The organism is Pseudomonas tumuqii (genome assembly GCF_013184545.1).
GTDB lineage: Bacteria > Pseudomonadota > Gammaproteobacteria > Pseudomonadales > Pseudomonadaceae > Aquipseudomonas > Aquipseudomonas tumuqii.
This window is the reverse complement of sequence record NZ_JAAOJA010000001.1, coordinates 773,030-787,045: the sequence shown is the minus strand read 5'-3', so window position 1 is coordinate 787,045 and position 14,016 is coordinate 773,030. Positions and strand designations below refer to the sequence as shown.

Below are 14,016 nucleotides of genomic sequence, written 5' to 3'. Positions count from 1 at the left end.
GCGCAGCGAACAAGCCCAACCGGCGCCCCGCCAGCCACGCCCCGACCACGACCAACATAGCCTGCTGCTCAGCGCCCACCTACCGGTAAGCGCTCGCCCGACACGATTGGAGATTTCATGCACACCTTCTTTATCTCGCCCACCGGTTTTGGTGTCGGCCTCACCTCCATCAGCCTCGGCCTGGTTGGCGGCCTGGAGCGCGCCGGCCTCAAGGTCGGCTTCTTCAAGCCGATCGCCCAGCCCCACCAGGGCGACGACGGCCCGGAACGCTCCAGCGAACTGATCGCCCGCACCCACGGCCTGCACTCGCCGAAACCGCTGGCCCTGGCGCATGTCGAGCGCATGCTCGGCGACGGTCAACTGGATGAGCTGCTCGAAGAAATCATCAGCCTGTACCACCAGGCCGCCGCCGGCAAAGATGTGGTCATCGTCGAAGGCATGGTGCCGACCCGCCAGGCCAGCTATGCGGCGCGGGTCAACTTCCACTTGGCCAAGAGCCTGGATGCCGAGGTGATCCTGGTTTCGGCACCGGAACAGGAAAGCCTCGGCGAGCTGTGCGACCGGGTGGAAATCCAGGCGCAGCTGTTCGGCGGTCCGCGAGACCCGAAAGTGCTCGGGGTGATCATCAACAAGGTGCGCAGCGAAGATGGCGTCGCGGCCTTCTGCGAGCGCCTGATGGAACACTCGCCACTGCTCAAGAGCGAAGACTTCCGCCTGCTCGGCTGCATTCCCTGGCAGGACGAGCTGAACGCCCCGCGCACCCGCGACATCGCCGACCTGCTCGGCGCACGCGTGCTCAATGCCGGCGACTACGAACAGCGGCGCATGCTCAGGATCATGCTCTGCGCCCGCGCCGTGGCCAACACCGTGCAACTGCTCAAACCCGGCACCCTGGTGGTGACCCCCGGCGATCGCGACGACATCATCCTCGCCGCCAGCCTGGCGGCCATGAACGGCATGCCGCTGGCCGGCTTGTTGCTGTGCAGCGACTTCGTGCCCGACCCGCGGATCATGGAACTGTGTCGTGGCGCCCTGCAAAGCGGCCTGCCGGTGATGACGGTGCGCACCGGTTCCTACGACACCGCCACCGACCTCAACCGCTTGAACAAGGAAATCCCGGTGGATGACAAGGAGCGCGCCCAGAAGGTCGCCGACTTCGTCGCCAGCCATGTCGACCACGACTGGCTGCGCACCCGCTGCGGCACCCCGCGGGAACTGCGCCTGTCACCCTCGGCATTTCGCTATCAATTGGTCCAGCGGGCCAAGGCCGCGGACAAGCGCATCGTCCTGCCGGAAGGCAGCGAACCGCGCACGATCAAGGCGGCCGCCATCTGCCAGGCGCGCGGCATCGCCCGCTGCGTGCTGCTGGCCAAACCGGAACAGGTGCATGCCGTGGCTCAGGCCCAGGGCATCGAGCTGCCGGCGGGGCTGGAAATCCTCGACCCGGATCTGATCCGCGAGCGCTACGTCGAGCCCATGATCGAACTGCGCAAGGGCAAGGGCCTCAACGCGCCCATGGCCTTGGCGCAACTGGAAGACAACGTGGTGCTCGGCACCATGATGCTGGCCCTGGACGAGGTCGACGGCCTGGTCTCCGGCGCCATCCACACCACCGCCAACACCATTCGCCCGGCCTTGCAGCTGATCAAGACCGCGCCGGGCTACAACCTGGTGTCCTCGGTGTTCTTCATGCTGCTGCCGGATCAGGTCCTGGTCTACGGCGATTGCGCGGTCAACCCGGACCCGAGTGCGGCGCAGCTGGCGGAGATCGCCGTGCAGAGCGCCGCCTCGGCCACTGCCTTCGGCATCGAGCCGCGGGTGGCGATGCTCAGCTACTCCACCGGCGACTCGGGCACCGGCGAGGAAGTCGAGAAAGTCCGCGAGGCCACGCGCCTGGCCAGGCTGATCAAGCCGGACCTGCTGCTCGACGGCCCCCTGCAATACGACGCCGCCGCGATCGACAGCGTCGGTCGGCAGAAGGCGCCGAACAGCCCGGTGGCCGGTCGCGCCACGGTGTTCGTATTCCCCGACCTGAACACCGGCAACACCACCTACAAGGCGGTGCAGCGCAACGCCGACTGCATCAGCGTCGGCCCCATGCTGCAAGGCCTGCGCAAGCCGGTCAACGACCTCTCGCGCGGCGCCCTGGTCGACGACATCGTCTACACCATCGCCCTGACCGCGATCCAGGCGGCCAACTTGCCGCGGTAGCGGCCCGTTCACCCGTGCCCGGATGCAATCCGGGCATGAGGATGACGCCTTTTTCACCCATCCCCGTCCCTGTATGACCAAGCGGTCAGCTCCAGCACTTGCAGTCCGGTGCCCAGACGCTACCCTGTGCGCCGACCGACCCGCGGTGGAGCACCCCGGGCCATGAACGATCCGGGGCATGCCGCCCCCTTTGCGGAGGCATCGGCCCCCATGCTGCATTTTCTGCCCGCTGCCCTGCGCGGCCTGATCGGCGCAAGCCTGCTGGCCCTGAATACCCTGTTCTGGTGCTGGCCGTTGTTTTTCCTCGCGCTGCTCAAACTGCTGCTGCCAATCCCGGCGCTACAGCGCTGGTTGCGCGACCTCATGCACGCGATCGCCGAGGCGTGGATTTCCACCAATAAGTTCTGGATGGATCTGCTTTCCCAGACCCGCTGGCACATCACCGGGATCGAGCGCTTCGACCAACAGCACACCTACCTGGTGACGAGCAACCACCAGAGCTGGGTCGACATACTGGTGCTGCAATATCAACTCAACCGGCGCATGCCGCTGCTCAAGTTCTTCCTCAAGCAGGAGCTGATCTGGGTGCCGGTCATCGGCCTGTGCTGGTGGGCTCTGGAGTTTCCCTTCATGAAGCGCTTCAGCAAGGAATACCTGGCCAGGCACCCGGAGAAACGCGGCGAGGATCTGGCGACCACCCGCAAGGCGTGCGAGCGCTACAAGTGCAACCCGGTGTCGGTCTTCAACTTCCTCGAGGGCACACGCTTCACCCCGGCCAAGCACGCCGCGCAGGGCTCGCCATTTCGCTACCTGCTCAAACCCAAGGCCGGCGGCATTGCGTTCGTACTCGACGCCATGGGCGAACAGTTACACAGCATCGTCAACGTCACCATCCATTATCCGCAGGGCAACCCGGGCTTCTGGCAACTGCTCAGCGGCGAGATCAGCGACGTGGTGGTGAACTTCAATGAATTGCCGATCCCGCCGCAGTTCATCGGTCGCAACTACGATCAGGACGAAGCCTATCGCCTCGGTTTTCAACAATGGGTCAACCAGTTGTGGCAAGACAAGGACGCCGAACTGACTCAACTGCACCGGCACTACGGGCCACCACCCGATACTGAGAACCCATAAAAAAACGCCCGTTTACGGCGACCGCTGGGCGACGGCGTGCACCATTTGCATAACTTCCGCGAACAACAAAAAAGGCCTCCTGTACAGGAGGCCTTCTCTAATACCGCGACTGGTTACTGCAGCGGACGCAGGTTGATCTCGACCCGGCGATTCTGCGCGCGGCCGGCTTCGCTGTCGTTGCTGGCGATAGGCTGGCTTGGCCCCGCACCGTAGGAGGAAATCCGCGCCGCCGCTACGCCATTGGCGGACAGGTAGGAGGCAACGCTTTGCGCGCGGCGATTCGACAGGTTCTGATTCAGCTCCAGCGAACCGGTGCTGTCGGTGTGGCCGACGATGTCGATGCCGTTCTTGTCGAACTCCTTGAATACCGTGACCAGGGAATTGAGGGTCGGGTAGAAGCCGCTGGAAATATCCGCCGAGTTGCTGGCGAAGGTGATATTGCCCGGCATGATCAATTTCAGGTCATCGCCATTGCGCTGCACCTGCACACCCGTGCCTTGCAGGGTCTGGCGCAGTTTGGCTTCCTGGGTGTCGACGTAGTAGCCATAGCCACCGCCTGCCGCGCCGCCAACTGCCGCGCCGATCAATGCGCCTTTGCCCCGGTCTTTGCTGCTCGAAGTGGCCGCCCCGATCACGGCGCCGGTTACCGCACCAATACCGCCGTAGATCCCGGATTTACCGGCTTCACGCTCGCCTGTATAGGGATTGGTGGTACAGCCAGCCAGGAGGGTAATGCCAGCTGCTGCGAATGCCAGATTGCGCCATTTAGTCATGCTTATTCCTTTATTTTTTCGTGTTGAGACAGAGCTTTATCCGAGTTTTCGAACCTGGATTGGACGTTAAGTTCCGCTCCAGCTTAGCAAGATCCGCCACGCAGAATTGCCAATCATGCCCGCACGAATGGGTTCTCGCGCATTTCATCGCCCAAACGGGTCTGCGCCCCGTGCCCGGTAATCACGGTGGCATCCTCGTCCAGGCTGTACAGGCGCTGCTTGATCGAACGCTCGATGGTCGGGTAATCGCCGCCCCACAGATCGGTACGGCCGATACCACGCTTGAACAGGGTATCGCCGGCGATCAGCAACTTGTCCTGGGGGAACCAGAAGCTCATCGAACCCGGCGTGTGCCCTGGCGTGTGCAGCGCCACCCCGCAACCGCAGTCCAACGCCTGATCGTCGACCAACCACTGGTCCGGCGCGGGCACCGGCACATAGGGCACGCCGAACATGCGGCATTGCATCTCCAGACCGTCCCAGAGGAACTGATCGGCCTTGTGCAGGTGCAGGGTCGCGCCGGTCTTCTCCTTCATCTGCCCGGAAGCGAGGAAGTGATCCAGATGGGCATGGGTGTGAATGATGCTGACCACCTTGAGGCCATGGGCCTCGAGACGCGCCATGATCAACTCCGGATTGCCACCCGGATCGACCACGATGGCCTGCTTGGTCACGGGGTCACCGATGATCGTGCAGTTGCACTGCAACGGCCCGACCGGGAAGGTTTCGCGGATTAGCGCGGGTTTTACGGGCTCCATAGAGACTCCTGTAGGGTGTTTGGCACAACTCTGGCGCAGTGCGGTTGACGATGGTGACGCTCAGGAAAAAAGCCCCACACCAGCGGCACGCCCAAATCAGGGATAAAGGGTGACCGCAACAGCCCCGCACATTCAATACCCAGACGGAGGCAAAAACCTGGGCAAGCATGATCGGGCGCGCTGAAACTGTAAGCCAGAGAGGTGACCAGCAAGCGCATTAAGGGGTCAGGTCTTGCCTTTTGTTCATCCTCGACCGCCGGTTAGCGGCTTGCCGAAGCCAGTGCCGCGCCGAAGCCTATAAAGGTCACCCCAGCGGTTTTATTGACGATGCGCCCGCCACGCGGCGAGGTCAGCCAGGACTTCGCCCGCCGCGCAAATAGCGCATAGGTGCAGTGAATGCACACGACCAGCGAACTGTAAGTCAGCACCAAGGTGGCGAACTGCAGCGAATAATCGCGTGCCGGGTCGATGAATTGCGGAAAGATCGACAGGAAGAAAAACACCGCCTTGGGGTTGGTCAACTGCAACGACAGCCCCTCGACGAAGCGTCGGGGAAAATTCGCGCTGTGTGCCGCTTGCGTGGAGAAGTCGAACGGCGTTGCCCGCCACAGGCGAATGCCGAGGTAAACCAGGTAGGCCGCACCGATGAACTTGAGCAGAGTGAAGGCCTGCGCCGAGGTCGCGAGCAGCACGCCCAAACTGGTGGCTGAAATCGCCGCGACCACCAGGGCGCCGAAGGCGATGCCGAGAATTCCGCCAAAGGTGCCGCGCAAGCCGTAGCGCAGGGCATTGCTCAGGGTCATGACCACGCCAGGGCCAGGGCTGGCCACGGTGGCGGCGGCCATCAGCAGAAAGAGCAGGTAGAGTTCCATCAATGACTCCTTGTCGCTGGCGTTGGGCTCGATTGCCGTTCGCCGGGGATATCTGCGGCGCGCTGGCCGCTCAGGCTACGGGCCGCCGCAAGGCTAACAGTGCGGTGCCGAACGAGATGAATAGCGCGCCTATCACGCGATTCAGCCATTTGGCGAATGCGGCCTGCGCCAACAAATTTCTGGCCCGTGCTGCAACCATGGCATAAGCGATCAGGGTGGCGAAAGGCAACACCATGAAAATCCCCGTGAGCGCGAAAAATTGCGCCAATAAGGGCGTGCTGACATCGATGAACCGGGGGACCAGCGCGGTAAAGAACAGGATGGGTTTAGGGTTGAATCCCGCCATAAGAAAGGCTTCGCGGTATAGCGCCAGCGGACCAGGTCGCGCCATTGCGAAGCGCCAGCAGGACCGCGGGGCCGGGGCTGAGAATGGCGATGCCGGCAACTGCGGAAAAGCTGAGAAGCGTTTGAATGTCCATGAATGAGCAAGCTCCAATGATCGGAATTACATCAACGCCCCGGCTGCCATTGCGGGTATGCCACAACCCCCTGGTACTCGAGCCAAGGCGCGTCATGGGCAGTCCAGATATGTTGTTGGGGCCTAACCCCTGGATCGTCATCAAGGGTGGCGATGCGCACGATGACATGGGCTTGCCGTGGGCGCTCGGCGATCAGCTGCGAGCCGCATACCGAGCAGAAGTGGCGCAGCTTCCCGGGAGAAGACTCGAAAGTCGACAGGCGCTCCTGGCCTTTGATCCAGCGGAAATTCTCACGTCTGACCCCAGCGGTGGTGGCGAACGCAGCGGCGTGTGCTTTCCTGCAACTGCGGCAGTGGCAATGGCTGATAGGCATATCGATGCCCTCGATGGCGTACTCGATGGCGCCACATAGACAACTACCTTTCATTGCTTCCTCCTTGAACAACGACCAGCAACACGGGGAATATTAGGGGGCGCCCATTAGCCGGTCCTGCATCTTCGACGAGTTGAGAGATCCTGCCGGCAGCTAATGCCCCTGCCCCCGCCCCCGCCGAAACAACCGCCCAGATACGCCAGCCTGAAGTGGCGCAGGTGCGTCGGGGCCGACCGCGGCTCGCAGCGGCGGCCGCATGCTCACTCCACGGCCGGCGCGCCCTCGGCTACGCAGCGCACTGCCCGCTTGCGCTGGTCGACCAGCACGCCACTGAGGCCTTTCTGTTCCAGATCGAACAACACCACGACGCCGTCGATGCACTGCGCCACCTGGTTGGCCGGTTTCAGCGAAACCTTGTAGTCCTCGCCGGGAACGGTCTTGAGCATGGTGTAGTCGGAGAGCAGCAAGGCATCCTCCGGCTGGGCGATGTGCAGGTAGCCGTAGTAGCCGAGGGCCGCCACGGTGGCGCAGATGCTGGCGATGCCGGTGAGGATCAGGGGGATGGGGTTCAGTTCACTCATTACAGGCTCTCGAGGTTGGACGTTTCCGCAAAAATAATCGCCTGGCGAACCAGATGGCTGGCTGACAGGCAAGCTACAAAGTGGCATTGACAATAGCGACAGGCGGCGCAGCTTGCTACAAACGCGGGCGCTTGCCCAGCCTCGATCATTTACCGCCGGCGCGCACTTCCTCGCGCGCCTTGAAGGTCGCCTCGTAGATGCGTTCGGCCAGGCGCGAGAACGGCAAACTCTGCACCCAGACCGTGCCGGTGCCCTTGAGGGTTGCGAGGATGATGCCTTCGCCGCCGAACAGCATGCTTTTCAGCCCGCCGGCCAGGGCGATGTCGTAATCGATACCGCTGGTGAAGGCCACCAGGCAACCGGTGTCGAGGCGCAGGGTCTGGTTGTTCAGCTCCTTGCGGATCACCGTGCCGCCGGCGTGCACGAAGGCCAGACCGTCGCCTTCGAGCTTTTGCAGGATGAAGCCCTCGCCACCGAAGAAACCGGCGCCCAGGCGCTTGTTGAAGCTGATACCGACGGCCGTACCCAAGGCGGCGCAGAGAAAGGCGTCCTTCTGGCAGATCAGGCTGCCGCCGTGCTCGGCAAGTGGGATCGGCACCACTGTGCCCGGATAGGGCGCGGCAAAGGCGACCCGCGCCTGGGTCTTGCCGGCGTTGGAGAAGTGCGTCATGAACAGCGACTCGCCGGTCAGCATGCGCTTGCCGGCGCTCCACAACTTGCCCAGCACGCCGCTCGCGGCGCCGTCGCCCATGCGCGTCTCGAAGCGCACGCCCTCGGTCATGTAATTCATCACCCCGGCTTCGGCGATCACCGTCTCGCCGGGATCGAGGATGATCTCCACACTCTGCGCCGAGGCGCCAAGGATTTCGTAGTCGAGTTGGTGACTGGGCATCTGGGACTCCTGGCAATTCGAGTGGGATGCTTGCCCGGATTACATCCGGGCCTACTGTTCACTGCAGCTGGCATAGGCAGCGCCATGCGTACCAGCCTTGGTGCGCACGGCGCACCCTACGACTTGCAGCTTTACAGGATATTCGAGTAGTCGGCTTCGATGCGGTCGAGACTCAGGTGATTGAGGAAGTTGGAGAAGCACATCCAGGCCGACAGGGCATTCAGGTCCTGGAACTGCTGCGGCAGGTACTTGGGCGGCTGCACCAGGCCTTCGTCCACCAGTTTGCGCAGGGTGCGCATGTCTTCCAGGGTGGTCTTGCCGCAGAACAACAAGGGGATCTGCTCCAGCTTGCCTTTGCGTACGGCCAGCTGGATGTAGTTGTAGATCATGATGAAGCCCTTGAGGTAGGACAGGTCCTTGGTAAACGGCAGACCTTGCGGTACCGAACCGCGGAACACCCGGCTGGCATTGCTGTAACCCTCTTCCAGGCCATAGCCCTGCTCGCGGAAGAAGCCGAACACCTCGAGAAAATCCGCGCCCTCCTCGGCCATGTGGATGGCGCGAGTACGGTTGGTGAGTTTGCGCAGGCGGGTCGGGTAGGAGGCGAAGGTGATGACCTCCATCAGAATCGCCAGGCCTTCCTGGGTCACGGTGGAGGATGGCGGCCCCTTGGACAGGAAGGTGCAGATCGGCTGGTTCAAGCCATTCAGGGTGGTGCCGACATGCACCAGGCCCTCATGCACTTCCAGCGCCCGCACGTCACGCTCGTTGAACATGGCATCGCTGCGAATCTTGATGTAGTCGGCACCCGCCGCCGCATCGGCGAGAATGCCATCGGACTCGAACACCCGAATGGTGCCTTCCGCTTCGCCGAATACCTTGTTCAGGCGACTCTGCAGCAGGTTGACCGCGGTCTTGGCATCGAGGGTTTTCGCTTCGTCCTTGAGGTCGCCACGGTCGGCGATGTTATTCAGGTAGTCGGACAGCATCAGGCCCAGGTCGGCCAGGGTCGGGTCGCCGGCATGGAAGGCATCGGAGGCGGCGCCATAGAGCTCCTGGGAGATCAGGCCGAAATCCTCGGTACCGCGCGCTTCGAGCATGCGGATGACCATGCGGTATTCGCGGCACATGCGCCGCATGATTTGCCCGACCGGATTGAACTGACCAAGCTGGCGGGTGATATCACGCTCGATGTTCTGGAACTCGAGCTTTTTCGCGCTGGAGTCGAAGCCCAGTGGCCGGTTCAGGTAGTAAGCCTGATCGACCGCCGGCATCGCCTTGCCCTTGGCCTTGAGAAAACCCTCGCGAATGCTGTCGTCCCACTTCACCGCGTCCAGCACCCGAATCGGGGTCTGCGCCTCGACGATCCGCTCGGATAACGCCCGCACGATCAGTTGATAGTCGTCCAGCCCTCTATGACTGTTCATCGATCCCTCATTGTTTCTGACATTGACTGAGAGCTTGTGAAAAAACTCTCGCGACGGCGCTCGATATTTTCACAACCTCTGACTATGGACCGGCGCGCTGATAGCGCGCGACCTCGATAAAGACATCCGAATTGGCTTGGTCGTCGAGGTAGGCGAATACCACGTCCAGCGGGCTGCTGATCAATACCCCCACACCCTGCTGCGTATCGACGGGTTTGCCTTGCATCCGGCCCGCCTCGAGCTCCTGCAGGACGCGATCGACATCGAGGTTGTAGATCACCAGCTCATTGTCGGCGGTCAGCTCGAAGCCGGCGATGGCGAAGTTGCCGCCCAGGCTTTCCGGCAGACCGGCCGACAGGTACCAGCGCCGGCCATGATGGGCCACGGTGAAGCCGTACTTTTCCAGGCTATCGAGGTTGTCCGGGCTGCCCTCGTAGGTTCTGGCCTCGTAGAGGTTGGAGCCGGCACGGGTGATGTCCAGATAGAACCGCTCGCCCCACTCGTCCTTGCGCGACCATTCGCCGAGCAACGGGATGGGCGCCGCTTCGTTGGCCGGAATCGGCTCGTTGAAGGTCACCAGACAGCCACTCAACAGCAGACAGGACAAGGCGATCACTACGCGCCAGGCTTTCATTTGGCTATGTACCCGTTAACTGGTGCAAACATGCCTGGGGGGGAGGATCTATCCGCAGGCGCGCCCGGTTTAGCCGCGAAATTCGCGGGATAAAGACCAGGCGTCCCCTGCGCTCCTACAAAAGCGCTATCACTCATGCAACACCCAACGGGTACATAGCCTTGCATTTCGCTCTCCTTGTGAAAACAGTTCGACCAAGCCTGCAGATACCCAGTGAGAGGCCCCCACGGCGGCGCACGACTCAGAGCGCCAACACTACATGCATATAACGTTTAAGAATGGCCAACATGTCTTCATTATCCAACTGCTCGATCCCATCGAGCAGGCCCTGATACTCCATCCAGCCGATAATCGCCGTCAACAGCTTGGCATCCTGCTCCGGCTGTCGCGAACCCAGCACCTGGCAGAACTGGCTGACGCCCTGCAAGAGAATCTGCCGATGGGCACGCACCAACTCATGCAAGCGCGGATTGAGCAAGGCTTCCTGCTCGAAGGCCTGCTCGGCGAGCAGATGCTCGCGACGGCTAAGCAGCTGATGGCGCACATACTCCAGCGCCAGGCGGGCGATCTCGTCGGCCAGCTGCTGGCGTGCCTGCACGCTGCCGTCGAGCGCACCGACCAACTCCTGCAACTGGCTCTGGGTGCTGCTCCAGAATTTGGCCATGTAGGCCGCGCTACGCTCGACGAACTGGGCGAAGGTATCGGTGATCAGGTCATCGATATCGTTGAAGTAATAGGTGGTGGCCGAGAGCGGCACCCCGGCTTCGGCGGCTACCGCGCGATGGCGCACGGCACGCACACCGTCGCGCACGATAATGCGCATGGCGGCATCGAGAATCGCCTGACGCCGCTGCTCGCTGCCCCGCCGGCTGGCTTTGCGTCCCTGGTACTGGACACTCTGGGCAACGGCATTGGCCACATTGGTGGCGCTATCGGGGATGGGAGTGGAGCTCACGGCTGGATAGTCCTCGCGCACACTAAAAAGCAGCGACATCTCATGTTAGGCATTTATTGCGCAAAATAAATCCAGCGTCAGACAGCAAAAAGCCGCCCGAAGGCGGCTTGGCTTTATGCTTGCGGGCGCATGTGCGGGAAGAGGATCACGTCGCGGATCGACGGCGCATTGGTGAGCAACATCACCAAACGGTCGATACCGATGCCTTCGCCGGCGGTCGGCGGCATGCCGTATTCCAGGGCACGGACGAAATCGGCATCGAAATGCATGGCTTCGTCGTCGCCGGCGTCCTTGTCCGCCACCTGGGCGTGGAAGCGCTCGGCCTGGTCTTCCGCGTCGTTCAACTCGGAATAGGCGTTGGCTATTTCACGGCCGCCGATAAACAGCTCGAAGCGGTCGGTGACGCTCGGGTCCTGGTCGTTACGCCGGGCCAGCGGAGAGACTTCGAACGGGTACTGGGTGATGAAGTGCGGCTGCTCCAGCTTGTGCTCGACCAGTTCCTCGAAAATCATCACCTGCAGCTTGCCCAGGCCTTCGAAACCCAGCACCTTGGCGCCGGCCTGCCTGGCAATCTCGCGGGCCCGGTCTATGTCCTGCAGATCGGCAGCGGTAATTTGCGGGTTGTACCTGAGGATCGAGTCGAACACCGACAGGCGCACGAACGGCTCGCCGAAGTGGAACAGCTTGTCGCCGTAGGGCACGTCGGTGGAGCCCAGCACCAGCTGCGCCAGCTCGCGGAACAGCTCCTCGGTCAGGTCCATCATGTCTTCGTAGTCGGCGTAGGCCTGGTAGAACTCGAGCATGGTGAACTCGGGGTTGTGCCGGGTCGAAACGCCTTCGTTACGGAAGTTGCGGTTGATCTCGAAGACCCGCTCGAAGCCACCAACCACCAGGCGCTTGAGGTACAGCTCCGGGGCGATGCGCAGGAACATCTGCATGTCCAGGGCGTTGTGGTGGGTCTCGAACGGCTTGGCCGCAGCGCCGCCGGGGATGCTCTGCAGCATCGGCGTTTCCACTTCGAGGAAGTCGCGCTGCATCAGGAAGCTGCGGATATGGGCGATCACCTGGGAACGTACGCGGAAAGTCTCGCGCACCTCCTCGTTGACCATCAGGTCGACGTAGCGCTGGCGGTAGCGCTGTTCGGTGTCGGTGAGGCCGTGGTGCTTGTCCGGCAGTGGGCGCAGCGACTTGGTCAGCAGCCGCACCTCGGTCATTTCGACGTACAGGTCGCCCTTGCCGGAACGCGCCAGGGTGCCTTCGGCGGCGATGATGTCGCCCAGGTCCCAGTGCTTGACCTCGGCGAGTTTTTCTTCCGGCAGGGTCTTGCGGTTGACGTAGACCTGGATGCGTCCGCTCATGTCCTGGATGACCATGAAGGAGCCGCGGTTGAGCATGATGCGACCCGCCACCTTGACCGGGATAGCGGCTTCGGCCAGCTCTTCCTTGGTCTTGTCGACGTACTTTTTCTGCAAGTCCGCGCAATAGCTGTCGCGGCGGAAATCGTTGGGGAAGGCGTTACCCAGCTCACGCGCGGCGGCAAGCTTTTCCTTGCGCAGGGCGATCAGCTTGTTTTCTTCCTGTTGCAGTTCGTGGTGGTCGAGTTGTTGGTCGCTCATGGTCATCAAGTTCCGTCACTGATTCATTCCCTCTCCCCACTGGGGAGAGAGTTAGGGTGAGGGGGCGGGCTGGAAATGGCAGAACTCCAGCCCCTCACCCCCGCCCTCTCCCCGGAAGGGAGAGGGAGTCAAAAGTCTTACAGCCCCTGTTTCAGGCTGGCGACCAGGTACTCGTCGATATCGCCGTCGAGCACGTTGACGCAATCGCTGCGCTCGATATTGGTGCGCAGATCCTTGATCCGCGACTGATCGAGCACGTAGGAGCGAATCTGATGGCCCCAGCCGATATCCGACTTGGTGTCTTCCAGTGCCTGCGAAGCCGCATTGCGCTTCTGCACTTCCTGCTCGTACAGGCGCGCCCGCAACATCTTCATCGCGGTGTCCTTGTTGGCGTGCTGGGAGCGTTCGTTCTGGCAACAGACCACGGTATTGCTCGGCACGTGGGTAATCCGCACGGCCGAGTCGGTGGTGTTGACGTGCTGGCCACCGGCGCCGGAGGAGCGGTAGGTGTCGATGCGCAGATCCGACGGATTGATCTCGATCTCGATGTTGTCGTCGATTTCCGGCGAGACGAACACCGCGGTGAACGAGGTGTGGCGACGGTTGCCGGAGTCGAACGGACTCTTGCGCACCAGGCGGTGCACGCCGATCTCGGTGCGCAGCCAGCCGAAGGCGTACTCACCCTTGATATGTACGGTGGCGCCCTTGATCCCGGCGACTTCGCCGGCGGACAGTTCCATGATGGTGGCGTCGAAACCGCGCTTGTCGGCCCAGCGCAGGTACATGCGCAGCAGCATGTTGGCCCAGTCCTGGGCTTCGGTGCCGCCGGAGCCGGCCTGGATGTCCAGGTAGGCGTTGTTGGCGTCCATTTCGCCGCTGAACATGCGGCGGAATTCCATCTTCTCGAGGATGTCGCGCAGGCGCTCGACCTCGGCCGCGACATCGTCGACGGCGCCCTGGTCTTCCTCTTCGGCGGCCATCTGCAGCAGATCGCGGGAGTCGACCAGGCTGCCGTCGAGGTCGTCGATGGTGTCGACGATCAACGCCAGGGCGGCACGCTCACGCCCCAGGTTCTGCGCGTATTCGGGGTTGTTCCAGACGTTCGGGTCTTCCAGTTCGCGGTTTACTTCGACCAGCCGATCATGCTTTTGATCGTAGTCAAAGATACCCCCGAATAGTCTGGGTGCGCTCGGATAGGTCCTTGATGCTGTTCAGGATCGGGTTGATTTCCATGGCTGGCGGCACTCGCAGGTGAAACTTTCGGAAAAGCCGGCGAGTATACCGTAGTCGCAGTGGCTCTGGCAGCCCGCA

At 62.3% G+C, this 14,016-nt stretch carries 14 protein-coding genes; 2 read left to right on the top strand and 12 right to left on the bottom strand.

Annotated elements, in window-relative coordinates:
* Nucleotides 1–117 precede the first annotated feature (117 nt).
* Nucleotides 118–2,211, top strand: a complete 2,094-nt coding sequence (gene pta, locus G9C89_RS03545) for a phosphate acetyltransferase (RefSeq protein ID WP_172144491.1) — start codon at nt 118–120, stop codon at nt 2,209–2,211.
* A gap of 210 nt (nt 2,212–2,421) precedes the next feature.
* A complete protein-coding gene (locus tag G9C89_RS03540; RefSeq protein ID WP_172144489.1) occupies nt 2,422–3,345 on the top strand; it encodes an acyltransferase in 924 nt (307 codons plus the stop codon).
* Between the two features lie 113 nt (nt 3,346–3,458).
* On the opposite strand, the gene G9C89_RS03535 is transcribed toward G9C89_RS03540, so the two are convergent.
* The 12 genes from G9C89_RS03535 to prfB form a co-directional block, all read right to left on the bottom strand.
* Entirely contained in the window at nt 3,459–4,118 is a 660-nt protein-coding gene (locus G9C89_RS03535) for an OmpA family protein (protein WP_172144487.1), read from the bottom strand.
* 113 nt (nt 4,119–4,231) lie between these two features.
* Nucleotides 4,232–4,876: an MBL fold metallo-hydrolase gene (locus G9C89_RS03530; RefSeq protein WP_172144485.1), complete on the bottom strand. Its 645-nt coding sequence runs from the start codon at nt 4,874–4,876 to the stop codon at nt 4,232–4,234.
* Between the two features lie 260 nt (nt 4,877–5,136).
* Nucleotides 5,137–5,748, bottom strand: a complete 612-nt coding sequence (locus G9C89_RS03525; protein ID WP_172144483.1) for a LysE family translocator — start codon at nt 5,746–5,748, stop codon at nt 5,137–5,139.
* 70 nt (nt 5,749–5,818) lie between these two features.
* On the bottom strand, nt 5,819–6,139 hold the full coding sequence (locus G9C89_RS03520; protein ID WP_256674091.1) for a LysE family translocator: 321 nt from the start codon (nt 6,137–6,139) through the stop codon (nt 5,819–5,821).
* A gap of 119 nt (nt 6,140–6,258) precedes the next feature.
* A complete protein-coding gene (locus tag G9C89_RS03515; RefSeq protein ID WP_172144481.1) occupies nt 6,259–6,654 on the bottom strand; it encodes a GFA family protein in 396 nt (131 codons plus the stop codon).
* Between the two features lie 206 nt (nt 6,655–6,860).
* Complete coding sequence (locus G9C89_RS03510; protein ID WP_172144479.1) at nt 6,861–7,181, bottom strand: hypothetical protein; 321 nt, start codon at nt 7,179–7,181, stop codon at nt 6,861–6,863.
* A 145-nt stretch (nt 7,182–7,326) separates the two neighbouring features.
* Nucleotides 7,327–8,073 (bottom strand): TIGR00266 family protein, encoded by a 747-nt coding sequence (locus G9C89_RS03505; RefSeq protein WP_172144477.1) that lies wholly within the window; start codon nt 8,071–8,073, stop codon nt 7,327–7,329.
* Between the two features lie 131 nt (nt 8,074–8,204).
* Entirely contained in the window at nt 8,205–9,500 is a 1,296-nt protein-coding gene (locus G9C89_RS03500) for a flavohemoglobin expression-modulating QEGLA motif protein (RefSeq protein ID WP_172144475.1), read from the bottom strand.
* A gap of 82 nt (nt 9,501–9,582) precedes the next feature.
* The gene (locus G9C89_RS03495; RefSeq protein WP_172144473.1) at nt 9,583–10,134 is read right to left on the bottom strand and encodes a hypothetical protein; all 552 of its coding nucleotides are present in this window, start codon (nt 10,132–10,134) and stop codon (nt 9,583–9,585) included.
* 241 nt (nt 10,135–10,375) lie between these two features.
* The gene (locus G9C89_RS03490; RefSeq protein WP_315852749.1) at nt 10,376–11,089 is read right to left on the bottom strand and encodes a TetR/AcrR family transcriptional regulator; all 714 of its coding nucleotides are present in this window, start codon (nt 11,087–11,089) and stop codon (nt 10,376–10,378) included.
* A gap of 113 nt (nt 11,090–11,202) precedes the next feature.
* The gene (gene lysS, locus G9C89_RS03485; protein ID WP_172144469.1) at nt 11,203–12,705 is read right to left on the bottom strand and encodes a lysine--tRNA ligase; all 1,503 of its coding nucleotides are present in this window, start codon (nt 12,703–12,705) and stop codon (nt 11,203–11,205) included.
* A 137-nt stretch (nt 12,706–12,842) separates the two neighbouring features.
* Nucleotides 12,843–13,938 (bottom strand): peptide chain release factor 2 gene (prfB, locus tag G9C89_RS03480; RefSeq protein ID WP_172144467.1). Its coding sequence is split into 2 segments (ribosomal slippage): nt 12,843–13,865 and nt 13,867–13,938, totalling 1,095 coding nucleotides; the frame shifts between segments, so codons are not numbered across the junction.
* Between the last annotated feature and the right edge of the window lie 78 nt (nt 13,939–14,016).